Source organism: Candidatus Nealsonbacteria bacterium DGGOD1a (genome assembly GCA_022530585.1).
In the GTDB taxonomy this organism is placed as follows: domain Bacteria; phylum Patescibacteriota; class Minisyncoccia; order Minisyncoccales; family UBA5738; genus UBA5738.
On record CP092821.1, the window covers coordinates 87,989 to 108,581 of the forward strand.

Genomic DNA, 20,593 nt, shown 5'->3' on the forward strand with positions numbered 1-20,593 from the left:
ATTACACAGGGGATAGACCCCAAAATACAAAGCGTTTCGTAATTTAAGGAAATAAATTGGATATGGCGCAACAAACAAAAATCAAGGCGATACTTTTTGATTTTCACGGGGTGCTGGTTTTTCGGAAAAAAGATTACCGGCCGGATTCTGTGGCTGACGGGATTGATTCGATGATCGGCGATTGCGTTAATGACGCGGAATTCAAGGCGCGGGCGATGGGAAAATATGGATTGAACGAAAAAGAATTCCAATCGGTTTTGGATCGGATTGTCGACAAATATGAAAAATTTGCGGAATTATGGGAATTGTTGCCTCAATTGAGGAAAAAATACAAATTGGCGATAATCAACAACGGGACTTTTTTGACAGTGCCAAAATTTGACGCCAAATTTTCGATTTACGGCAGTTTTGATCTTTTCGTGTCGTCGGCGCTGGAAGGCGTGAAAAAACCGGATGCCAGAATTTTTTTGCCGACCGCGCAAAAATTGGGCGTTGTTCCCGAAGAGTGTTTGTTTATGGATGACACGAAAATAAATATCAAAGGCGCGGCGGCGGTTGGTATGGAAACGATATGGTGGGAGAACAAGGAAACCGGTTTCGAGAAATTTTTGGAAACCATAGGGGTTGACAAATTATTGTAATAAATTACAATGATTATTGTATATAATTACAATAATACCGATCCTATGATTTCTTTCAAATCGCAGATCGCGGTTAAAGTGTTGGGATATTTCTTTTTAAACCCCGAAAGCCGCCGTTATATCAACGAATTGGCGGATTTGCTGGCAGTTGATCCGGGGAATTTGTCGCGTAAATTAATTGAATTGGAAAAAGAAAAAATTATGGCCAGCGACCGGCGGGGAAACCAAAGATACTATTTTTTAAACAAGGATTATCCTTTGCTGCGGGAAGTAAAAAAAATGTTTGATGTCGATTTTGGATTGCCGCGCATCATTGAAAAAAAACTTGGGAAATTAAAAGGATTGGATCATGCTTATATTTACGGTTCTTGGGCCAAAAACGCGATGGATAAGGAAAGCGATATTGATCTTTTGCTGGTTGGCTCCCATTCTTCGTTGGAAGCCAAGAGGCGTTTGTTGCCTTTGCAAAAAGAAATTGGACGGGAAATCAGCGTGGTTGATATGGGCCAAAAGGAATTTAAACAAGCGATGGTCGAAGGCGATCCGTTTATTAAAAACATATTTTCGGATAAAATAATTGAATTGGCGACAAAGTAAATGTTTGAGCGTTTTAAATTCACCGCCGTACAGATCGCGAATTACCGCCGGTCGGCCGAACGCGATTTGGCAATCGCCCGCAAATCGGATATCTCCGAGGTTGCTTTCCGGTTTTCTTATGACGCGTTGTTGAAACTGGCCACTGCGATTTGCGCGTACAAATCTTTACGGGTGAAGGCGCGGCAGGGCCATCATATCGAGTTAATCAAGAAATTGGCGGAAATCATCGGCGATTCGGAAATCGAAGTTTTGGGAAACCAAATGCGGGCCAAACGGAATTGGGATTTGTATGGCGGCGGCGCGCTGATCTCAAAAAAAGAGGCCAAAGAATATTCCGATTGGATTGCCTTAATATTCGTCAAAGCCCAAGAATATTTTGATGGCAAAAACCAAAGGTTGGGATTATAAGATACGGTCGTTGTTGAAAGCGGGATTTTTTTGATATACTATTGATTAACTTGAATATCACTCAACCCTAAAATAAAGCTAAATTTAAGGGTTCGGCTATTCAACTTAATTAGAGAGGGTCAATAATAAAAAACATGAGTTTTTTGTTGTTCAAATAAACACAAACAAATAACTAAAAACAAATGGATATTGAACAAGTTAAAATTTGCCAGAGTTGCGGCATGCCGATGGAATCCGCGGAAGATTTCGGTCTCAATGCCGATGGAAGTAAAAACAAGGAGTACTGCCAATTTTGCTGGCAGGACGGTGAGTTTACCGCGAAAGTTGAATTGCCGGAATTTATTGACGCGCAAGTCAAGATCGCGGTGGAAAAAATGGGAATGGATGAATCCGAGGCCCGCGCCGTGGCCGAGACGACTTTGCCCGAGCTTGATCGCTGGCGCGCCATTTAGAATTTTTTTTAAAAAATAAATATATGAAGACAATATTTAAGGTTTTGGTTTTTGTTTTGGCGGTAATGTTGTTGGGGGCGTTGGCGATATTTTTCGCGCCCGGGAAAAACGCGCCGGTGGTTGAAGCGCCCGAACAAACGGGAAACGGCGGCGGCGATGCGGCCGCCGATGAAATTTATTGCAATCAATATGATCCCCAAGATTGCCCGCAAAAATGCGTTATTTGCCCGCCATGCGAGGTTTGCAGTTCAATCCAATGCCGCGCCAAAGCGTCTTGCGCGGCAATGGGTTTTGACGAAAATTGGTACAAGGAAAATGTAGCACCCGTTGAAAAACCGGCGCCGGATGGCGGCGGGCAAGCGCCGAATGCCGGCATGGCCAATCCGGCGTCGGTTTATTGTATCGATCAAGGCGGCAAACTGGAAATTCGCGAAGGCGGCGGCGGGCAATACGGCGTTTGCGTGATGCCCGATGCCACCGAATGCGACGAATGGGAATTTTTCCGCACGCAAAAATGCGGCGGAAGCGCCGGCGGCGATAATGGTTCGGCCGGCCAAACTTGCGGTCGGGAAAATTGCCACGGTTTGGAAATTGTTTGCGGGTCCAATCCGGCCGAAATTTGCACCATGGAATATCGATTGGGCGACAAATGTCTGCGTTATGTGAATTGCGGCATTGTTGACGGCGTTTGCCAAGAAATTAAGAACGCGGCGTTTGACGCGTGCAAAGTCTGCGTCCAAAAATGCGAAACCGATTTTGCCAACGACCCGCAAAAATCTTTTGATTGCGAAAGCAACTGCGAATAGAAAAATATGGAATATATCGACAGAATATATGGAAAAACGGAGATTAACGATCCGGCGGTATTGGAATTGGTCGGCTGCCCGACAATCCAGCGGTTGAAAAAGATCGACCAGGCCGGATACTTCACGCCTTTCTACCCGGGAACCGAACAAAGCCGGTTTGAACATTCGGTGGGGGTTTATTTGTTGTTGAAAAATTACGGTGCGCCAATCGAAGAACAGATTGCCGGACTGATCCACGACGCGTCGCATTCGGCGTTTTCGCATTGCGTGGATTATGTTTTGGCTGCGGGATCGGAATCCGAGCAAAGCCATCAGGATAATGTTTTCGATGAGTTCGTGCGGCGGTCGGAAATTCTGTCGATACTGAAAAAATATTCAATCGATCCGGAATATATTCTTGACCAAACCAATTTCCCGCTTGAAGAAACCGATTTGCCCGATCTTTGCGCGGACCGCATCGATTATTCCTTGCGCACCGCGCGGGTTTTCGGTGAAATCGAAAGCGCGGATTATTTTTTGGAGAATCTGGAAGCGGAAAAGCAAAAATGGGTTTTTAAAGACTTTGAAAGCGCCAAAGGTTTCGCGAAGATGTTTTTTAAAATGAACGCGAGGTATTATTCCGGTCTGTTTTCCGCGGTAATGTTCCGCGCGGTGGGCGATTATCTGCGTTACGCGCTGGAAAAGGGATATATCAACGAGGCCGATTTGTATTCCACGGATGAGGAAGCGCTGGCCAAGATCGCGCGGTTCCACGACAAGGACGGGGAATTGTCAAAATTGTTCGACCGGATGAACAATAAAATCGGATTCAGAAACGATCCCGCCGACTATGATGTCTTAGTCGCTTGCAAGTCGCGCGCGGTCGATCCGCTGTTTCGCGCGGATGGCATAATCAAAAGAGTTTCGGAAGCCGATGGCGAATGGAAAAAGATATTGGAAGCCGAATCCAAGCCCAAAATATATTTCATCAAATTCGACAAATGAAATGTTCTGATTGACATAAACTTTGGCATGGGGTAAATTAAAGTTAATCTTAAGATAAACTTTATGGAAACAAAAAATCAAATAATCGGCCTTAAAGAATTGCGCGAAAATACGGATTTTTATATTAACGCCGTTAAAAATGGCGGGTCTTTCGTCGTGGTCAGGAAGTCAAAGCCAGTTTTCAGAATATCCTCCGCGGATGAAGACGAGGGTTTATGGGAAACGGCGATTGATTTTACCAAAATCAAAAAGGGTGGTGTTCATATTGATGAAATTTTATCTCGCTTATAAATATGGTGGATAAAATTCGGAAAGCTTTGGATAAATTATCGTCCAAAGAAAGAAAAGCCATTGATGGGTTGCTGGTTAAGATGAAGAATGGGCAATTTGACGGTTTGGATTGGAAAAAATTGAAAGGACGGGATGGCATTTACAGGGTTCGGAAAGGCGAAATTCGAATAATTTACCGATTGGATGCAAGCGGCGGTATTGTTGTATTGGAAATTGGCAGAAGAAATAACAAGACCTATAATTTTTAATTAAAAAACATTTACGATTGGAATCTGTTTGTAAATTGAAATTTATGCAAGATATTCTGATTCAAGCGCTTACGCTGGCGTATGGAAGCACCGGGATTGTCGGGGTGGCGGCTTATTGGCCGACGATAAAAGACCTTTGGCGCGGGAAACCGAGCGCCAATGTGTCGTCTTATTTTATCTGGGTGGCGACAAACGGCATTACTTGGTTGTACGGATTGTTGATCTTGAAAGATGCTCCGTTCATTTTTGTTTCAAGTTTATATTTGTTTGCCAACGGACTCACATTATTTATGCGGTTAAGATTAAGAAAAAAGTAATTTATTATGGCCAAGAAGAAATTTTACGCGTATAAAGCGGGGGACGAAAAAGGCGTCACGGACAATTGGAACGAGTGCGCCGAGATTGTGGGCGGGCAATCGGGAGCGAGATACAAGTCGTTTGAAAGCGAAGGCGAGGCGCGGCGATGGCTGGACGCGGGCGCGGATTACGCGATCAAGCACATTGCTCTTGAGCCGGGGATTTATTTTGACGCGGGCACGGGCGGCGGCAACGGCGTGGAAATCAGCGTTACCGACAGCCGGGGGCACGGCTTGCTTCATCGGGTTTTGCCCGAAGACGAATTGAGCGCGCGCGGCCATTATCTGCTTGAACGCGGCCGGACGAACAATTTCGGCGAGCTTTTGGCGTGCAAATACGCGTTGCAAATCGCGCTGGAAACCGGGATGGAAAAAATTTTTGGCGACAGCAAATTGGTGCTGGATTTTTGGTCCAAGGGACATATTAAAAAAGAAATGGACGGCGAGACAATCGCGCTGGCTAACGAAGTCGCCAAATTGCGGCGGAAATTTGAACGGCTCGGCGGCCAAATCGGGCGAATTTCGGGCGGCGCCAACCCCGCGGATCTGGGATTTCATAGGGGGTAATTGGCAAAGGTTAAAAATTAACCGGAAATGATCGGATTTTGACCGAAGCGCGGCGGGTACGGGTCTAAAATTTGACTTTGATCGCAAGAAGCGGTAAATTTATATCATACCCGATTCGGCGGGTGTTTTTTTGAGGGTAAATAAAACAAGGGTTAGACCCTTGTTAAAAAGATGGAAGAAATATCCGTGGCGGCGCCGGTGTTGTTCGAGATTGCCGGCATTGCCGTTACCAATACGGCGTTTTGGATCGTTTTGATTGCTATCGGGCTGGCGGTTTTTTTCGCGTCGGTGTTCGGTAAAGCCAAGATCGTGCCGGGCAAGGTTCAGAACTTTTTGGAATTCATTCTGGAAACTTTTCTTGATTTTTGCGATTCGATCACCAATTCCCGGTCGAAAACTTTGCAGATATTCCCGTTCGCGATGACTTTATTTTTATTGATTTGGGCTTCAAATCTGCTGGAATTGGCGCCGGGATTGGGAGTTTTTCCGATTTTGCGTTCGCCCAGCTCCGATCTTAATTTTACATTCGGATTGGCGGCGTTGTCGATGTTCTATGTTAATTATCTGGCGTTGAGAAATTTGGGGCTTGTACCTTATTTGGGCAAGTTTTTTAATTTTAAGAGTCCGGTGTCGCTGTTTGTGGGATTGTTGGAATTGATGGGCGAATTTACCCGCATTATTTCATTATCAATGCGGCTTTTTGGCAATTTGTTCGCCGGAGAGGTGCTGTTGATGGTGGTTTCCAGCGGAATCCATTGGGCATTGGCTTATTTCGTTCCGCTGCCGTTTTTGGGGTTGGAAGTGTTGGTGGGATTTTTGCAGGCATTCATCTTTTCTTCGTTGATTGTGGTATTTTATTCCACGGCCACGGAAGCGCATGCCTGACAAATTAAAGTTTAAAATTAAAAATATAAAGACATTTTAAATTTTACATTGTAATTTTGATTTTTGATTTTTACATTTTAAATTTATGAATATGTTGGCGCGGGCGATGGCGGTGGGATTGGAGCTGGGATTCGCAATTGCGATTCCTTTGGTGGGGTTTTTGCTTTTCGGATTGTGGCTGGACCGCAGAATTGGCACAACGCCGCTATTTATGATAGTATTCTTGCTGGCGGGGCTGGCGGTGGTTGTTATCGAAGTGAAGCAGTTAATTTTGCCGTTTCTTGAAAAAAGGTCAAAAAAGAATGATAAATTATAAATTATCATTGATAAATTAAATAAAAAAATATGGAATTAGAAGTAATGAGACAGTTGGCCGCGGCGATTGCCATCGGCGTGGGTGCCATTGGGCCCGGTTTGGGCATCGGTTTTATCGGCCGGGGAGCTATGGAAGCTATCGGCCGCAATCCGGAAGCCGCGGGCAAGATCAGTACGAATATGATTTTGGCCATCGCGTTCACGGATGCCATCGCGATTTTCGCGCTGGTGGTGGCGTTGATAATTCGCTTTGTTTAATTGTTTTGGCGGAGTTTTATGCTCCGCGGTTTGCCGGTTAATTGGCGGGCAAACCATAGAGCGTAAGAATAATTTTCAATTTTCAATTTTCAATTTTCAATAAAATTACAATGTTCCAATGTCACAAACAAAATGCGAATCCGGTATTTTGTTTGGATATTGAATTATCGGAACATTCATTGAAAATTGGAGTTTGAAAATTGAAATTTGCAAGGTTATGGAAGGTTTAGGTATTGATCCAAAAATTTTGATCGGAGATATCGCCACATTCGTTGTTTTGGCGGTGATTCTTAAAAAATACGCTTATAAGCCGTTTTTGGCGGTTTTGGAGGCGCGCCGGAAAAAAATTGAAGAAGGCGTGGCCAAATCCGAAGAAGCTGAAAAATCGCTGGCCAAGATCCGCGGTTTGTCCGAGGAAGTGAAGGCCGCCGGGGAGAAAAAAGCCAAAGAAATGATTCTTGCCGCGGAAGCCAAAGCGCAAGAAAAAGCCAAAGCGATTTTGGCGGCCGCCGAAGAAGAAAAAAAGAATGTGATCGCCAATGCCAAGATTGTCATGGAAAAGGAGCGGACGCGGGCCGAAGAGAATCGCCAAAAAGAAGCGATGGATCTCGCTTTCGCGGTTTCGGAAAAGTTTTTGGCCGAGAAGATCACCAAAGAGCAGGACAAAAAGATTATCGAGCGGCTGGCCGCGGGATTGTAGAATTTAAGCAGCGATTGCGATAGTTAAAGGATAATAATCGGGCTCGTGTTGCAAGGGTCTAACCCTCGCGATTACACGAGGGATAAACCCTTATGAACAGCAAAAAGACAATTAAAATCTGGACTATGGTGCTGATCAAAGAGTGCGCGGGAAAAACCGCGGTTGAACAGAAAAAGATCATTTTGCGCCTGAAAGAAATTTTAAAGAGCAAGAAGCGGGGATATTTGCTGCGAAGGATCGTGCGCGACGCTTTGAACGCGATGAAAAAACAGGCCAGATTTGAAATCACCATGGCACATCCGCAATCGGCGGAAGCGGTTGGCAAACTGAAGGATAAACTGGCAAGCCGATTTGGCGGCGATGAGGACGCGGATGTGGATATTAATCCGGCGATCATCGGCGGATTCGTCGCCCGAACCGATCGGTATCTTATTGATGCCTCGGTCAGGGGATTTTTGGAACAATTGAAAAAAACTTATCAACAAGATTAAAAATCGGAGAATCAAAATGAAAAATGTCGGTATCTTAAAATTTTAACATTTCACACGGTCATTTTTCATTTCGGTTTTTACATTTTGAACTAAATATTATTATGGATAAAATTGAACAATTCAAACGCCAGCTCGAAGAGACGGAATTGTCGCCCAAGCTTGACGAGATCGGCGAAGTGGTTGAGGTGGGCGACGGCGTGGTTAAGGCGTCGGGTTTGCGAAATGTGGAGAATTTCGAATTGGTCGAATTCGAGCGCGCGAAGGTTTTTGGTTTGGCGATGAACCTTGAGGAATACGAAACCGGCATTATTGTTTTAGGCGACGATTCGGGCATCAAGGAAGGCGATATCGTGAAGCGCACAAAGAAGACGATTTCCGTGCCGGTGGGCAAAGAATTGGTTGGCCGCGTAGTCGATCCTCTCGGCCGCCCGATCGACGGCAAAGGACCGATCAACGCCAAAGAAGAATATTTGGTTGAAAGGCCCGCGCCGGGCGTCATTGATCGCCAGCCGGTGAAAACGCCGTTGCACACGGGGATTTTGGCCATCGACAGCTTGGTTCCGATCGGCCGCGGCCAGCGCGAACTGATTTTAGGCGATCGCGGCTTGGGCAAGACCGCCATCGCGGTCGATATGATTTTAAACCAGAAGAACGACAAGAATCGGCCGGTTTGTATTTATGTCGCCTGCGGCCAGAAGAAATCCAAGGTTAAGCGGATGGTGAAGATATTGGAAGATGCGGGCGCGATGGAATACACGATTGTGGTCGCGGCATTTGCCGACGATCCGGCGGCGTTGTTGTATTTGGCGCCTTACGCCGGTTGCGCGATGGGCGAGTGGTTTCGCGACAACGGCCAGGACGCGATAGCGGTTTATGATGATTTGACCAAGCAGGCTTGGGCGTGGCGCGAAATATCTTTGGTGTTGCGCCGGCCGCCGGGAAGGGAGGCGTATCCGGGAGATATTTTTTATTTGCATTCGCGCTTGCTTGAGCGCGCGGCGCGGATGTCCGCGGCGAAAGGCGGCGGTTCGCTGACCGCGTTGCCGATCGTGGAAACGCAGGCCGGCGATATTTCCGGGTATATTCCCACCAATGTCATTTCGATTACCGACGGCCAGATATTTTTGAGTCCGGCGCTGTTCTACAAGGGTCAGCGGCCGGCGATCGATGTGGGTACTTCGGTTTCCCGCGTGGGATCCAGCGCCCAGTTGCCGGCAACCAAGAAAGTGGCCGGGACTCTGAAGCTTGATTTGGCGCAATTTCAGGAATTGGAAAGGTTTTCCGAATTTACCGAAGAACTTGATCCGCAAACCCGCCAAATGCTGGAACGCGGCAAGCGCATGCGCGAACTTCTAAAACAGGCCGATCTGCAGCCGTTGCCGTTTGAAAAGGAAACGGCGATCATTTTTGCGGGAGTAAAAGGTTTTTTGGATGATATGCCTCTTGAGCGGTTGGCGCAATTTAAGATTGATTTGATCGCTCGCATCGAGGACGATTCCCCTGAAATTTTGAAAACTATCCGCGAAACCGAAAAACTTGAATCCGCCATCGAAGCCAAGCTTGAGGAAGTGATCAAGAATGTCAAGAAGACAAAATCGGAAAGTAAATAATTATTATGGAATTAAAGGAGATCCGCCTAAAAATCCAATCGGTTTCCAACATCTGGAAGCTGACCAGCGCTCTTGAAACTTTGTCGGCGCTGAAAATGAAAAAATCCCAGAAATTCGCTTTGCTGTCGCGGCCGTTTGCCCAAAAGGTGGGGCGGCTGGTGCGCCGGCTGGAACCGATGTTGAGAGACAGTGTTTCGCTGCGCAAAAGAAAATTGCGGACGGCGCTGGCGGTGGTGATCGCCAGCGACCGGGGTTTTTGCGGATCGTTTAACCAGAATATTTTAAAGACTGCCCAAATTGAAATTGAAAAACTTGAAAAGAAATCGGATGTCGCGGTTTTTCCGATCGGAAAGAAGGCGGTGGCTTTTTTCAAAAAGCGCGGCCGGAATTTCGATCAAAGTATGACCGGTATCGGGGATTACGGATCGCTGGAGGAAATAAAACCGGTTTCCGATTTCATAATCAGATCCTACATCGAAAACAAGTACCAGCGGGTTTACCTTGTATGGACCGACTTTATTTCCACATTCAACCAGAAGCCGCGGTCAATGCAGCTTTTGCCCCTGGAATGGAACGAACTTAAGGAATTCGCGCAGGAAAGCGACAAGGAAGCGATGGACACCGAAACCTTGATCGAGCCGTCGCCGCAAACGCTGGTGAAAGAAATTATTCCCCAACTGGTGGAATATTTGATTTACCAGTGCATTTTGGAAAGCAACGCTTCGGAACATTCGGCGAGGATGACGGCGATGCGCAACGCTTCGGATAATGCCCATGAGCGGGTCGGCGAATTGACTTTGGATTATAACAAGGCGCGCCAGGAACAGATTACCAATGAGGTCTGCGAAATTTCTTCGGCGAAAGAAGTGTTGGGTTAAATCAAAATGTAAAAATCAAAATGAAAAATGACAATGTAAAATTAAAAAATGAAAGGCTAAAAATTTTAACATTTTAAACCGTCATTTTTAATTTTGATATTTAAATTTTAAATTTATAACATGGCAAAAATAATTCAGATAATCGGTCCGGTGGTGGATGTGGAATTCGAGGAGAACAAACTTCCGTCGCTTGGTAACGCGTTGAAAGTGGCCGGCAAAAATCTTATTCTGGAGGTCCAGCAGTATGTGGGCGGCGGCGGCGTGCGCTGTTTGGCTATGGGCCCGACCGAAGGGTTGAGGCGCGGCGAGGAGGTAACGGATACGGGAAGCCCGATCACGGTTCCGACCGGAAAGGCGGCGTTGGGCCGGCTCTTTAATGTGTTGGGCGAACCGATCGATGAGATGGGCGCGGTGGTTAGCGAAAAACGCTATTCTGTTTTTAAGGAAGCCCCGAATTACTCCCAGCAAAAAGGCGAAGTGGAAATTTTGGAAACCGGGGTGAAAGCAATCGATCTTCTGTGCCCGATTCCGAAAGGCGGCAAGATCGGCCTTTTCGGCGGCGCGGGCGTGGGCAAAACGGTATTGATCCAAGAGCTTATCCGGAATATCGCCAAAGTGCACAAGGGCGTGTCGGTGTTCGCGGGCGTGGGCGAACGGACGCGCGAAGGCAACGACATTTATATTGAAATGAAAGATTCGAAAACTTTGGATAACACGGTGCTGTACTTCGGCCAGATGTCGGATCAGCCGGGCGTGCGTTTCCGCGTGCCGTTTTCGGCCGTGGCAACTTCGGAGTATTTTCGCGACGAGGAAAAAAAGGATGTTTTGCTTTTTGTTGACAATGTGTTCCGTTTTGTGCTCGCGGGTTGCGAAGTGTCGGCTTTGATGGGCCGCATTCCTTCCCAGACCGGCTACCAGCCGACGCTGTTTACGGAAATGGGCGCGCTTGAGGAGCGTATCACTTCGAACAAGGAAGGTTCGATTACTTCGATGCAGGCGGTTTATGTGCCGGCCGATGACTATACCGACCCGGCCGTGGTGGCAATCTTTTCGCATTTGGATTCATCGCTTGTTTTGAGCCGCCAGATAGCTTCGCTGGGTCTTTTCCCGGCCGTTGATCCCCTGGTAACCACTTCATCGATATTGAATCCCCATATTGTGGGCGAGCGGCATTATCGCGTGGCTTCCGGCGTGGCCCAGATTCTTCAGCGCTACAAGGAATTGCAGGATATCATCGCGATTCTGGGCGTGGAAGAATTGGCCGATGAAGACAAGCTGGTGGTGAGCCGCGCGCGCAAAATACAAAAGTTTTTATCACAGCCTTTCTTTGTCGCCGAGGCGTTCAGCGGCAAGTCGGGCAAATATGTCAAACTGGCCGATACCATCGAGGGTTTTGAGAGGCTGATCTCCGGCGAATTTGACGACCGCAACGAATCGGATTTCTATATGAGAGGCGCCATTGATGAAGTCGTTAATAGTTAAAAATTGAAAAATCAAAATGAAAAACGACAATGTAAAATTTAAAATGCATTTCATAATTTTACATTTTGAATTGTCGTTTTGATCTTTGATATTTATATTTTCAATCAATCAAAATGAAAGTCGAAATATTAACTCCGAAAGGAATGGAATTTTCCGGCGAGGCGAAAGAACTGATTTTGCCGACGCGCGAAGGGCAGATCGCGGTGTTGCCGCGCCATGTGCCGTTGATTTCGGTTTTAAAACCCGGCAAGATGAAAATCATTACCGCCGAAAAACGGATTGACAGGGAAATTGAAGGCGGTATTTTGGAAGTGGGCAAAAACAAGGCGGTGATATTATTGAAGAAATTCTAAGAAAACTTTTATATGGGAGAAATCGCGGCTAAATTATTGTTGCAAACTTTAATGGCTAAAATAAACAAAATTAGCGCAATTGGCGTTTATCAACCTAATTATTGAATCGGCCCCGCAAGGGCTGGTTTTTTGGAAGATTATGTTTAATTTATTTCCCAAGGACGGCGTTTTTTATCAGCTTTTTGAAAAACAAACCGAAAAAATAGATGAGGCGGCGAAACTTTTGAGAAAGCTTTTGGAAGAACCGGAGAAGTTGAATGAAATTTCTTTACGGCTGAAAGAATTGGAAATTGAGGCGGACAATGTGGGCCACGAGGTAATGGATCATTTGAGGAAAAATTTCATTACTCCCATGGAAGGGGAAGACATTGATCTCTTGCGGCAAAACCTCGACGATATAATGGATTTTATCGAAAGATCGGTTAATCGCATCGGTCTTTACCGCATCCGGCCGCCGTTTCCGAAAGAGATTGCCGAATATGTCGGCGTCATCAGCGGGGCGGTGGCCGAGATTAGCGAAGGAATGAAGGAACTCAAGAACATCAAGAAATTCGGTCCGTCGCTGCAAAAGCGCTGCGAGCGCCTCAACGAATTGGAAAATGTGGGCGACGATATCAATCGCAAGGCTTTGGGCGGATTGATGGGCATACAAAGCGTTTCTTGCGACAAATTGATGGAAGTTATCAAGCTCAAGGAAATATATGAAACGCTGGAAAATGCCATTGATTGTTGCGAAAATGTGGGCAATATGTTCGAATCGATCCTGATAAAAAATCAGTAAGACATAAGACCGTTTAAACATAATGGTGCTGGAAACCGCGTTCATTGTTTTTATCATTTTTACGGCATTGGCGTTTGATTTTACCAATGGCATGCACGATGCCGCCAATTCGATTTCGACGATTGTGTCAACGAGGGTATTGCCGCCCAAACTGGCCGTTTTCTGGGCGGCGCTTTTCAATTTTATCGCGTTCGCGATTTTTGGCACGGCCGTGGCGAAAACGATCGGTTCGGGAATGATCGATATTAAAACCGTGACCCCGCAGGTGATCTTTTGCGGTTTGCTCGGCGCGATCGGATGGAATATTTTCACATGGTTGAAGGGTCTTCCCACCAGTTCGTCGCACGCTTTGATCGGCGCCTACGCGGGCGCGGCGGTGGCTAACGCCGGGATGGAAGCGATTATTCCGGGCGGCTGGACAAAGACTTTGTTGTTCATAATTATGGCGCCGGCCATCGGTTTGGCGCTGGGTTATTTTTTCAAAGTGCTTTCGTCGTGGATCGCGTATAATCATTCGCCGGCCGGCGTGAGCAAATGGTCCCGGATATTGCAGTTGTTTTCCGCCGCGCTTTACAGTTTGGGCCATGGCGGCAACGACGCCCAGAAAACTATGGGAATTATCACCGGTTTGCTTTTCGTGGGAGGTTTTGTGCCGAGTTTGGATATTCCTTTATGGGTGGTTTTGAGCGCGCATGCCGCGATCGCTTTGGGGACATTGAGCGGCGGTTGGCGTATTGTGCGAACCATGGGAACCAAAATTACCAAGTTAAAACCGATTGACGGCGTGTGCGCCGAAGGCGCCAGCGCCATCAGTATTTTTTGGGCTACGCATCTGGGCGTGCCGGTGAGCACCACTCATGTGATCACCGGAGCGATTTCGGGCGTGGGCGCCGCCCACCGTATCACCGCGGTGCGCTGGAATGTGGCGTTTAACATTGTCTGGGCATGGCTGTTTACCATTCCCGGCGCGGCTTTGATCGGCGCGATCGCGTTTTTATTATTGAAGAATTTCTGAAGGTGTCTGAAAGGACAGCTTGCTTTGAAACTTGTTTTTTGGTATCGTGGTGATGTGCTAAAGTGGAACTAATGATAAAGCTTGTTATTTTTGATTTTTTCGGCACTTTGGGTTATTATGATTCCGCCGAGCATCGGCGGGTGTTTGAAAAGCTGAAAGAATTCAATTTGCCGGTTGACGAAGAAAAAGTTGTCGCGAAGCTGTCCGAAGTTTTGCCGGATTATTTTTCGCGCGCCGAAAGCTGGCAGGGAGTCGCCGACAAGATCATTCAGAAGCTGGGCATTGTTTTGGAACTTGACCGGCGCGAAACACTGGCCGCGTTTCTGGAAAGAAAATTGGCCTGCAAGCTGTTTTGCGATGCCAAAGAGGTGTTGAATCTTCCGCAGGATAAAGCGATTTTGACTTTAAGCGCTAAATTTCTGATCGACAGCATTTCCGCATTGCGCCATTTCGCGGTGTTTACGCCGAAAACCGCGGGCGCGGCTAAACCCGAACTTAAGGCTTTTTTGGCGGTACTGGCAAAAATGAAGGTCGATCCCGAAGAAGCGGTGATGGTGGGCGACAGTTTGGAAAATGACATTCTGCCCGCGTTGGCGCTGGGCATCAAACCGATATTGATCGATAGAAAAGGAGAGATTGAAATTGATAATCCGGCAATCACCAAAATTTCTTCGCTGAAAGAACTGAAAAAGTGTCTTTAGTTCGTATTTCGTTTTTAATTTTGATATTTGATATTTGAAAATTGGTTATTGAAAATTGCGCGTAATCGCGCCTTGGGCCCGTAGTACAGTGGTACCACGCGGCATTCGCATTGCCGAGACGCGAGTCCGATTCTCGCCGGGTCCACATTTCTGTTTCGGAGGGTAAATTTTCGCCCGCCCCGCCTTCGGCGGGGTTTTGTTTTGCCAATTTTTCGAGGGAAATCCACGGCATTTTCAATTCCACGGCGAGGGTTTGGTTTTGAATTCGGCGGTTCGATCCGATCTTTTCAAGAAATGCGCGCATTTCTTGAAAATCATTACCCAGAGCTAATTTTTCCGCTTGGTTTGCCTCTAAAACCCACTTTCGCGCGAGTTCGAGCCAACGATTGCCTTTTCGCTCAAAATCGGACAATTTTTCTTCAAAATCTTTTCTTTCGGCCATCAATTTGTTCTTTCGCTCCTGATATTCGGACAATCCCAAGCCGCCGTCCAGATAAGCGTCAGTCAGGCGGTTGATTTTTGCTTTTAAGGCCAAAAGCTGGCTTTGGAGATTTTGAGCGAAAAGTTCCGATGGTTGCTGGTTTTCGTTTTCCCATTGGTTCAATCTCTCCAGATATTTTTCGCGCCATTCATCGGGCAAAGAAATTTTTTGAACACAGCTCTTAACCTGTTCGGCCAATTCTTCCTCCCGCAAAAAGCGGTGCTGTCCGCAAGTTATCGTTTTGCTTTTGTGAGTGCAACGATAATAAATATATATCTTGCCGCTCTTTTTGGTTTTTCTTTCTGCGGTGATTGAATAGCCGCAATCTCCGCAAGCGGCAAAATTAAGGAAATAAAAGCCTTTGTTTCCGCGCTTTTTGCGGGGTTTGCCGTTATCAGCCAAAGCCTGCTGGATTTGATCAAAAAGTTTTTTTGAAATCATCGGCTTGTGCGATCCTTGATGTATTTCTCCGCGATAGCGGAAGTATCCGTAATAAAAGGGATTTTCAAGAATATGGCGGACGGAAGCTATATGCAAACGATTCCCGTTATGGCTGGTTAAACCAGCGGAAAACATTTTTTTCTGCATTGCCGTCAATGTATATTTTCCGGTAGCAAAAGCCTCCAAGCATTCTTTAACCTTTTTAAAAGTTTTTATATCAGGTTCAATGGTTCTTAACTTGGGTTCATTAAAATATCCCAAAGGGGCTTTTGCCGACAGTTCACCGCGCCGTATTTTTTGCCTTATGCCGCGCAAAATATTTTCTCGAAGATTATCTGTATAATATTTAGCCTGCCCAAAAGCCACGGAAAGCATAAATTTTCCTTGCGGCGTTGGCTCAAACCAAAAAGTAGGGAAGCGCAAAGCAACGATCTTGCCAATATCCACAAGATAAATGATCCGCCCGCCGTCAATGGAATTGCGGGCTAAACGGTCGGGGTGCCAAGCCAAAATGCCAACGCCGTTCGTTTTCTCGATCTTTGCGATCATCTCCCCGAACTTCTCGCGACCCGGAATCTTCGCGCTTTTGGCTTCGGTGATTTCTTCGACAATCTCAAAACCTTCTTTTCGAGCATATTCCCGTAGCTCGCAAAGCTGTGCCTCAATACTCATTATTTGATGATCTTCGTCTTCGGTAGATTTTCGGGCGTAGAGGTAAAATTTAAGATTGGACATAGGTTTTTAATGTGATAAACTGTATTTTAATAATGTTTTCACCCTGTCGGTCTTGCCGCAGGGAACAACTTAAGGGGGTGGTTTGGTAGGGGGATATCCCCCTACCATCACGCGCGAAAGCGCGTCCGTGTTACAATAAGCCAATATGGAGCAAGAAAAGCGGGATATCTGGCGTTGGTACCACAATGTTTCCGAATGTTATTACCACATCCAGATTACGGTCAAATATCGCAAAGCATTACTGAACGAAAAGGTGATTGCCGCAATTGTCGAGAGCCTGAAAGGATTTATGGAACGGTACGCCATTGAGATCAGCCATGTGGGATTCGACCAAGACCACGCCCATATTCTGGCAAGATTCCTGCCGAAGTATTCCGGCGGCCAGGTTATCAAAATAATAAAAAGCATTACCGCGCGCGAGGTGTTCCGGCAAGTTCCCGAAATTAAAAAAGAACTCTGGGGTGGAGAGTTCTGGACAGACGGCTATTATATCGCTACGATCAGCGCACGCGGTAATAGGAAAGTTATTGAGCGATACATTCAAAACCAAGGCAGACCAAAAGATGTGAGCCAGTTACGATTGTTTGAATTGTAGCTGCGAACGCCCTGCGGTCTTGCCGCAGGGTCATTTACAGCAGAAATAAAGTTGTCTATTATCAATTAAAATTCTACTACTTTAACTTAGTATATGTCAAACCTTGCCGAAAATTTAAGGCGGCTTAGAAAAGCCAAAGACTTAACCCAAGAAAAGCTGGCGCGGCTTGCCGATCTTACCAATAACACAATAATTAAAATTGAAGCTGGTAAAAACCAAAATCCAACGCTCGACACTCTCAAAAATATCGCCAAAGTTCTTGAGGTTAGCGTTGATGAATTAATAAAATAATTAAAAACTATGGACAATTTAATGCAAAATTTCGGCGATAGAGGCGAAAAAATATTGAAAGAAAATATTGTCAATAACGAGGAAAAAATATTTGTAAAACTACAAGGTTCATTCGGGGAAGGATTAGTAATCACAGACAAAAGACTTTATGTTTTAAAATGGGGATTTATGACAGGGAATCTTATAGGCGGAAGATGTAATGTTTTTGAGTTTGGCAATATTACAGGCATAGAGATTAAAAAAGGTTGGACTGGCACTTTTGAAGTATTAACGCCAGCGACTCAAAACACTCAAAAAAGTTATTGGGGCAAGGACAATAATAGTGCGATTAAAAGTGATAATATTGTTACTTTCCAACAGGATAAATTTAATCTTTTCCAAGAAGCTACAAAAATTGGCAGAGAAATGATAAGCAATTTTCATTCAAAAGGAAGTGTTAAAACCACTGATTATTCGGAATTAGAAAAATTAGCAGAGCTTAAAGAAAAAGGTATAATTACGCAAGAAGAATTTAATGCCAAGAAAAAATCTATTCTTGGGTTATAAATTAAAATAAAAAAATATGATGGACTCTTTATTTCGGATTTTATTTTATGTTTCATTTGTTTGTCTAATAATCGGCCTAATTAAACCAACCATTTTTTCGCGCTTCATAAAAGGAGGATCAACGAGAAAAAAAGTTCTGATAATTTTCGGAATTATGGCACTCGTTTTTGCTTTTTTGTTTGGGGTAACGACTGATACATCGAAAAATAATCAAGCGACGGAAAATACACAAAATACTTCCCAAACCGAAGTCAAAGAATCAAATATTGATGGATTGTCGCCAAAATTAGAGAAAATTGAAAATATAGAAGAAAGAACGGCGGCTATAAAAAAAGTAAAAACATCGGCAGATCAAGAGATGCTGGCAAGAATGGGATCGCTTATATCATTCATAGATGTTTATAAAAATCCTAAGGGCGAAGGAGCAATAGTTTGGATGGGGAGCATAGCGCGTCCTAATAGTGGCTTTATATATTTAATTTCGGATAGTTCTGTTTATGCAGTCAATGGAGATGCTTCTGTTTTGTCGCCTGATATACCATCATCTAAAAATCTCGCGTTTGAAGATTTAAAGGAAATAGGAGAAATGAGATCTTTGGATTATAAAATGCTCTTAGAGGCGTGTTTAAAAGACGTAGAAACATTAAAAGAAAACGGATTGGTTGAAAAAACAATCAAAGAGGCAGAAGATAAGTGTTATTTAAAATACGAAAAATAACCTTATAAAATCAGTAAAATTCAAAACCAAACCCTCGCCGTCGCATTGAAAGAGCCGTGGATTTCCCTCGAAAAATTGGCAAAACAAAACCCCGCCGAAGGCGGGGCGGGCGAAAATTTACCCTCCGAAACAGAAATGTGGTCTTTACTGAAAGAAGTTTGCACTTTCTACCAGCAAAATCCTGAATAGTTTGAGAATACCAAAACCCAGTCCAAAATGCCAGCTTCTGACCCCCGACTAAGCTCACTTCACCCTGTTTTGGAGTACCAACCCAGGGCTTCGCTCGCAAACCGGCAGCCGGCTTGGGAATCGGGCTTGGCACAACGCATTTTAGCCGAAAAGATGGGGGGTGAAGGGAAAAGAATTTTAAAATTATTTATTAAAATTTTAGCATTAAAATTATGGACACTGTATTAGCTTTTTTCTTAATTTTTCTTTCACTCGTTATTGGATTTGTCGTGCGCCATCTACTACCTTCATATTTTTCAGAGAAAGGGAAAAATTTAGCTACAAAAGAAGATATATCTGAAATCACTAAAAAGATAGAGGAAGTAAAAATGGAATTTTCCAGCAAATCTCATACCTTAATAAAGAAAAGAGAGAGCTATGAAAAAATATGCAATGGTATGCAGGTATTTGTCGTCGGTCAACCGCAAGATCAAGCCAAAAAGAATGAAATGCTGGAGGCATATTCTACGGCTTGGTTATGGGCAAATGATGATGTTCTGAAAAAATTAAATGAACATATTAATTTCCAATTGAAAAATAGCAGTTGCCCGGGATCGGTAGATCAAGCAGGCCTTAAAGAAAGTTATATAAAATGTATTTTGGAAATGAGAAAAGATTCAGGCTACAGTAATACAAATCAAAAATTATCTGATTTCCAATTCATTTCTTTTAAACCATAAGTCGAACGCTTTACTTTTTGTTAGAATTTGATAGTCTGGCAATTAGCAATTTAAGTATGAGGTGAGATTATATGACGGAAGAGAGGAGCGGCCTTAGAAACACATACCAAGAAGTTAAAGACGAAGATCGTCTTGAGCGTGGCTTAGAAAAAATAATTGACGGCCATTTGCTTATACAGCGGGAATTTCCCAATCCCGACCATCCAGAATCATCCTGCAAAGAGGTAGTTGTAATCTTTGAAACAAACCGCGGAATCCCTGTTGCGGTACAGGTAAAACTGGTAGAAAAATACCAAAAAGCGGGATGGCAACTAAAATTTGGCAAAGACTGGAGATCGGGCGGCCCTTGGGTAATCTGCAACTACTTGGAAAGCGATAATCGAAGGATGGCCAATACAAAGAAAATAATGGAAGGTGTTGGCCATAGAATGTCGCCGTGGGAAAAAGAGCAAGGAGGGCACAAATGTAAATGTACGGAGCTAGGTTGTGAGCTTGAGATATTTTTTAGAAAAGATCAGAGACCTGACCAATGGATATACTGGTGTGGCAGTTCTCCGGTGCAACGGCTTTTGAAGTGTCCCTGTACCGAAGAGGATACCATCGCCAACTTATAAGGAGAGGATTAAATTATAGACCTTTAGTCCTTTTTTATTTACCAAAAAACTCGTCATTCTAGAATGACGACTAAATGTCGAGTTAATGCCAACTTTTTGGCTCGAATTTTGCCTATTTTTTGGCGATATTTCAGCTACCCAAACTCTGCATTCCTTAGAATGCAGAGTGAATGCAGACTTTTTGCCCCTGTTTTGGAATGAATCCGGCCGTTCGGATTGGCAGCCGGCAGACCTGCCCAAAGGCACAGGCTATGATTTAACAACAGCAAGGCGTTGTTTTGCCAAGGTATGACCACAAACCAGTGTATTACCGCCAAAACAACGCCGTAGAAAAGGGCTCAAGCCTTGGCCTTACCGCTTGGGAATCGGGCTTAAAAACTTGTCATTTATAGAATGCCAACTCAATGCCAACCAAATGACAAGTTTTTAACTGCACAACGCACAC

The 20,593-nt window shown here is 44.9% G+C and carries 29 protein-coding genes and 1 tRNA gene; 29 read left to right on the plus strand and 1 reads right to left on the minus strand.

The annotated features are described in order from the left end of the window. Window positions 1–62: 62 nt before the first annotated feature. From L7H18_00430 to L7H18_00540, 23 genes are all read left to right on the plus strand, one after another. Window positions 63–641: an HAD-IA family hydrolase gene (locus L7H18_00430; protein ID UMX47998.1), complete on the plus strand. Its 579-nt coding sequence runs from the start codon at window positions 63–65 to the stop codon at window positions 639–641. 9 nt (window positions 642–650) lie between these two features. Next, the gene (locus L7H18_00435; GenBank protein UMX47999.1) at window positions 651–1,238 is read left to right on the plus strand and encodes a nucleotidyltransferase domain-containing protein; all 588 of its coding nucleotides are present in this window, start codon (window positions 651–653) and stop codon (window positions 1,236–1,238) included. Further along, the gene (locus L7H18_00440; protein UMX48000.1) at window positions 1,239–1,646 is read left to right on the plus strand and encodes a hypothetical protein; all 408 of its coding nucleotides are present in this window, start codon (window positions 1,239–1,241) and stop codon (window positions 1,644–1,646) included. A gap of 182 nt (window positions 1,647–1,828) precedes the next feature. Next, window positions 1,829–2,098, plus strand: coding sequence for a zinc ribbon domain-containing protein (locus L7H18_00445; protein ID UMX48001.1), 270 nt, complete (start codon window positions 1,829–1,831; stop codon window positions 2,096–2,098). Between the two features lie 23 nt (window positions 2,099–2,121). Further along, window positions 2,122–2,904 carry a DUF333 domain-containing protein gene (locus L7H18_00450; GenBank protein ID UMX48002.1) on the plus strand — a complete coding sequence of 261 codons (783 nt, stop codon included), beginning with the start codon at window positions 2,122–2,124 and terminating at the stop codon, window positions 2,902–2,904. A 6-nt stretch (window positions 2,905–2,910) separates the two neighbouring features. After that, window positions 2,911–3,888: a hypothetical protein gene (locus tag L7H18_00455; protein ID UMX48003.1), complete on the plus strand. Its 978-nt coding sequence runs from the start codon at window positions 2,911–2,913 to the stop codon at window positions 3,886–3,888. Window positions 3,889–3,951: 63 nt separating this feature from the next. Then, window positions 3,952–4,179 carry a type II toxin-antitoxin system prevent-host-death family antitoxin gene (locus tag L7H18_00460; GenBank protein ID UMX48004.1) on the plus strand — a complete coding sequence of 76 codons (228 nt, stop codon included), beginning with the start codon at window positions 3,952–3,954 and terminating at the stop codon, window positions 4,177–4,179. Between the two features lie 2 nt (window positions 4,180–4,181). Further along, window positions 4,182–4,427 (plus strand): hypothetical protein, encoded by a 246-nt coding sequence (locus tag L7H18_00465; protein ID UMX48005.1) that lies wholly within the window; start codon window positions 4,182–4,184, stop codon window positions 4,425–4,427. Window positions 4,428–4,471: 44 nt separating this feature from the next. After that, window positions 4,472–4,744 (plus strand): hypothetical protein, encoded by a 273-nt coding sequence (locus L7H18_00470; protein ID UMX48006.1) that lies wholly within the window; start codon window positions 4,472–4,474, stop codon window positions 4,742–4,744. Window positions 4,745–4,750: 6 nt separating this feature from the next. Continuing rightward, entirely contained in the window at window positions 4,751–5,350 is a 600-nt protein-coding gene (locus tag L7H18_00475; protein ID UMX48007.1) for a ribonuclease H family protein, read from the plus strand. Window positions 5,351–5,521: 171 nt separating this feature from the next. Beyond that, entirely contained in the window at window positions 5,522–6,235 is a 714-nt protein-coding gene (atpB, locus tag L7H18_00480) for a F0F1 ATP synthase subunit A (GenBank protein ID UMX48008.1), read from the plus strand. An 85-nt stretch (window positions 6,236–6,320) separates the two neighbouring features. Then, on the plus strand, window positions 6,321–6,551 hold the full coding sequence (locus tag L7H18_00485) for an AtpZ/AtpI family protein (GenBank protein UMX48009.1): 231 nt from the start codon (window positions 6,321–6,323) through the stop codon (window positions 6,549–6,551). Between the two features lie 29 nt (window positions 6,552–6,580). After that, window positions 6,581–6,808 (plus strand): ATP synthase F0 subunit C, encoded by a 228-nt coding sequence (atpE, locus tag L7H18_00490; GenBank protein ID UMX48010.1) that lies wholly within the window; start codon window positions 6,581–6,583, stop codon window positions 6,806–6,808. 193 nt (window positions 6,809–7,001) lie between these two features. After that, window positions 7,002–7,508, plus strand: coding sequence for a F0F1 ATP synthase subunit B (gene atpF / locus L7H18_00495; protein UMX48011.1), 507 nt, complete (start codon window positions 7,002–7,004; stop codon window positions 7,506–7,508). 92 nt (window positions 7,509–7,600) lie between these two features. Then, on the plus strand, window positions 7,601–7,999 hold the full coding sequence (locus L7H18_00500; protein UMX48012.1) for a F0F1 ATP synthase subunit delta: 399 nt from the start codon (window positions 7,601–7,603) through the stop codon (window positions 7,997–7,999). 101 nt (window positions 8,000–8,100) lie between these two features. After that, window positions 8,101–9,609: a F0F1 ATP synthase subunit alpha gene (gene atpA, locus L7H18_00505; GenBank protein ID UMX48013.1), complete on the plus strand. Its 1,509-nt coding sequence runs from the start codon at window positions 8,101–8,103 to the stop codon at window positions 9,607–9,609. A 5-nt stretch (window positions 9,610–9,614) separates the two neighbouring features. Continuing rightward, entirely contained in the window at window positions 9,615–10,487 is an 873-nt protein-coding gene (gene atpG / locus L7H18_00510) for an ATP synthase F1 subunit gamma (protein ID UMX48014.1), read from the plus strand. Between the two features lie 120 nt (window positions 10,488–10,607). Further along, on the plus strand, window positions 10,608–11,969 hold the full coding sequence (atpD, locus tag L7H18_00515; protein ID UMX48015.1) for a F0F1 ATP synthase subunit beta: 1,362 nt from the start codon (window positions 10,608–10,610) through the stop codon (window positions 11,967–11,969). 113 nt (window positions 11,970–12,082) lie between these two features. Next, window positions 12,083–12,322, plus strand: a complete 240-nt coding sequence (locus tag L7H18_00520; GenBank protein ID UMX48016.1) for a hypothetical protein — start codon at window positions 12,083–12,085, stop codon at window positions 12,320–12,322. Window positions 12,323–12,461: 139 nt separating this feature from the next. Further along, on the plus strand, window positions 12,462–13,103 hold the full coding sequence (locus L7H18_00525) for a DUF47 family protein (protein UMX48017.1): 642 nt from the start codon (window positions 12,462–12,464) through the stop codon (window positions 13,101–13,103). Between the two features lie 22 nt (window positions 13,104–13,125). Next, window positions 13,126–14,118, plus strand: a complete 993-nt coding sequence (locus L7H18_00530; protein ID UMX48018.1) for an inorganic phosphate transporter — start codon at window positions 13,126–13,128, stop codon at window positions 14,116–14,118. Window positions 14,119–14,189: 71 nt separating this feature from the next. Further along, window positions 14,190–14,819: an HAD family hydrolase gene (locus L7H18_00535; protein UMX48019.1), complete on the plus strand. Its 630-nt coding sequence runs from the start codon at window positions 14,190–14,192 to the stop codon at window positions 14,817–14,819. A gap of 74 nt (window positions 14,820–14,893) precedes the next feature. After that, a tRNA-Ala gene (locus L7H18_00540) sits at window positions 14,894–14,964 on the plus strand. A 569-nt stretch (window positions 14,965–15,533) separates the two neighbouring features. Here L7H18_00540 and L7H18_00545 read toward each other — a convergent pair. Beyond that, window positions 15,534–15,722 carry a hypothetical protein gene (locus L7H18_00545; protein ID UMX48020.1) on the minus strand — a complete coding sequence of 63 codons (189 nt, stop codon included), beginning with the start codon at window positions 15,720–15,722 and terminating at the stop codon, window positions 15,534–15,536. A gap of 899 nt (window positions 15,723–16,621) precedes the next feature. Between L7H18_00545 and tnpA the strand changes: the two genes are divergently transcribed. From tnpA to L7H18_00575, 6 genes are all read left to right on the plus strand, one after another. After that, on the plus strand, window positions 16,622–17,071 hold the full coding sequence (gene tnpA, locus L7H18_00550; GenBank protein UMX48021.1) for an IS200/IS605 family transposase: 450 nt from the start codon (window positions 16,622–16,624) through the stop codon (window positions 17,069–17,071). Between the two features lie 93 nt (window positions 17,072–17,164). Further along, window positions 17,165–17,362: a helix-turn-helix domain-containing protein gene (locus L7H18_00555; protein UMX48022.1), complete on the plus strand. Its 198-nt coding sequence runs from the start codon at window positions 17,165–17,167 to the stop codon at window positions 17,360–17,362. A 9-nt stretch (window positions 17,363–17,371) separates the two neighbouring features. Further along, window positions 17,372–17,908: an SHOCT domain-containing protein gene (locus L7H18_00560; GenBank protein UMX48023.1), complete on the plus strand. Its 537-nt coding sequence runs from the start codon at window positions 17,372–17,374 to the stop codon at window positions 17,906–17,908. Between the two features lie 154 nt (window positions 17,909–18,062). Continuing rightward, complete coding sequence (locus tag L7H18_00565; GenBank protein UMX48024.1) at window positions 18,063–18,626, plus strand: hypothetical protein; 564 nt, start codon at window positions 18,063–18,065, stop codon at window positions 18,624–18,626. A gap of 401 nt (window positions 18,627–19,027) precedes the next feature. After that, window positions 19,028–19,534, plus strand: a complete 507-nt coding sequence (locus L7H18_00570) for a hypothetical protein (protein UMX48025.1) — start codon at window positions 19,028–19,030, stop codon at window positions 19,532–19,534. A gap of 71 nt (window positions 19,535–19,605) precedes the next feature. Beyond that, window positions 19,606–20,148, plus strand: coding sequence for a hypothetical protein (locus L7H18_00575; protein ID UMX48026.1), 543 nt, complete (start codon window positions 19,606–19,608; stop codon window positions 20,146–20,148). Window positions 20,149–20,593 lie beyond the last annotated feature (445 nt).

Bases quoted from the DNA above. Each gene is read 5' to 3' on its own strand.
- L7H18_00430 (UMX47998.1), top strand. From the start codon at position 63: ATGGCGCAACAAACAAAAATCAAGGCGATACTTTTTGATTTTCACGGG.
- L7H18_00435 (UMX47999.1), top strand. From the start codon at position 651: ATGATTATTGTATATAATTACAATAATACCGATCCTATGATTTCTTTC.
- L7H18_00440 (UMX48000.1), top strand. From the start codon at position 1,239: ATGTTTGAGCGTTTTAAATTCACCGCCGTACAGATCGCGAATTACCGC.
- L7H18_00445 (UMX48001.1), top strand. From the start codon at position 1,829: ATGGATATTGAACAAGTTAAAATTTGCCAGAGTTGCGGCATGCCGATG.
- L7H18_00450 (UMX48002.1), top strand. From the start codon at position 2,122: ATGAAGACAATATTTAAGGTTTTGGTTTTTGTTTTGGCGGTAATGTTG.
- L7H18_00455 (UMX48003.1), top strand. From the start codon at position 2,911: ATGGAATATATCGACAGAATATATGGAAAAACGGAGATTAACGATCCG.
- L7H18_00460 (UMX48004.1), top strand. From the start codon at position 3,952: ATGGAAACAAAAAATCAAATAATCGGCCTTAAAGAATTGCGCGAAAAT.
- L7H18_00465 (UMX48005.1), top strand. From the start codon at position 4,182: ATGGTGGATAAAATTCGGAAAGCTTTGGATAAATTATCGTCCAAAGAA.
- L7H18_00470 (UMX48006.1), top strand. From the start codon at position 4,472: ATGCAAGATATTCTGATTCAAGCGCTTACGCTGGCGTATGGAAGCACC.
- L7H18_00475 (UMX48007.1), top strand. From the start codon at position 4,751: ATGGCCAAGAAGAAATTTTACGCGTATAAAGCGGGGGACGAAAAAGGC.
- atpB (UMX48008.1), top strand. From the start codon at position 5,522: ATGGAAGAAATATCCGTGGCGGCGCCGGTGTTGTTCGAGATTGCCGGC.
- L7H18_00485 (UMX48009.1), top strand. From the start codon at position 6,321: ATGAATATGTTGGCGCGGGCGATGGCGGTGGGATTGGAGCTGGGATTC.
- atpE (UMX48010.1), top strand. From the start codon at position 6,581: ATGGAATTAGAAGTAATGAGACAGTTGGCCGCGGCGATTGCCATCGGC.
- L7H18_00500 (UMX48012.1), top strand. From the start codon at position 7,601: ATGAACAGCAAAAAGACAATTAAAATCTGGACTATGGTGCTGATCAAA.
- atpA (UMX48013.1), top strand. From the start codon at position 8,101: ATGGATAAAATTGAACAATTCAAACGCCAGCTCGAAGAGACGGAATTG.
- atpG (UMX48014.1), top strand. From the start codon at position 9,615: ATGGAATTAAAGGAGATCCGCCTAAAAATCCAATCGGTTTCCAACATC.
- atpD (UMX48015.1), top strand. From the start codon at position 10,608: ATGGCAAAAATAATTCAGATAATCGGTCCGGTGGTGGATGTGGAATTC.
- L7H18_00520 (UMX48016.1), top strand. From the start codon at position 12,083: ATGAAAGTCGAAATATTAACTCCGAAAGGAATGGAATTTTCCGGCGAG.
- L7H18_00525 (UMX48017.1), top strand. From the start codon at position 12,462: ATGTTTAATTTATTTCCCAAGGACGGCGTTTTTTATCAGCTTTTTGAA.
- L7H18_00530 (UMX48018.1), top strand. From the start codon at position 13,126: ATGGTGCTGGAAACCGCGTTCATTGTTTTTATCATTTTTACGGCATTG.
- L7H18_00535 (UMX48019.1), top strand. From the start codon at position 14,190: ATGATAAAGCTTGTTATTTTTGATTTTTTCGGCACTTTGGGTTATTAT.
- tnpA (UMX48021.1), top strand. From the start codon at position 16,622: ATGGAGCAAGAAAAGCGGGATATCTGGCGTTGGTACCACAATGTTTCC.
- L7H18_00555 (UMX48022.1), top strand. From the start codon at position 17,165: ATGTCAAACCTTGCCGAAAATTTAAGGCGGCTTAGAAAAGCCAAAGAC.
- L7H18_00560 (UMX48023.1), top strand. From the start codon at position 17,372: ATGGACAATTTAATGCAAAATTTCGGCGATAGAGGCGAAAAAATATTG.
- L7H18_00565 (UMX48024.1), top strand. From the start codon at position 18,063: ATGGCACTCGTTTTTGCTTTTTTGTTTGGGGTAACGACTGATACATCG.
- L7H18_00570 (UMX48025.1), top strand. From the start codon at position 19,028: ATGGACACTGTATTAGCTTTTTTCTTAATTTTTCTTTCACTCGTTATT.
- L7H18_00575 (UMX48026.1), top strand. From the start codon at position 19,606: ATGACGGAAGAGAGGAGCGGCCTTAGAAACACATACCAAGAAGTTAAA.